Raw genomic sequence first — 201 nt, 5'->3', positions numbered from 1 at the left:
GTAGGATAGGTGGGAGGCTTTGAAGCGTGGACGCCAGTCTGCGTGGAGCCATCCTTGAAATACCACCCTTTAATGGCTGGTGTTCTAACGTGGACCCGTAATCCGGGTTGCGGACAGTGTCTGGTGGGTAGTTTGACTGGGGCGGTCTCCTCCTAAAGAGTAACGGAGGAGCACGAAGGTTAGCTAATCCTGGTCGGACAT

Annotated in this window: 1 rRNA gene; it reads left to right on the top strand. The window is 54.7% G+C overall.

What is annotated here, in order from left to right:
• Positions 1 to 201 (top strand): 23S ribosomal RNA (locus tag K5I40_RS24215); the annotation flags it as partial.

Origin of the sequence: Leclercia sp. LTM14, from assembly GCF_023736175.1 — a bacterium.
In the GTDB taxonomy this organism is placed as follows: Bacteria; Pseudomonadota; Gammaproteobacteria; order Enterobacterales; family Enterobacteriaceae; genus Enterobacter; species Enterobacter barmai.
Note: the sequence above shows the minus strand (reverse complement) of the source record. Positions and strands in the feature narration are given on the sequence as shown.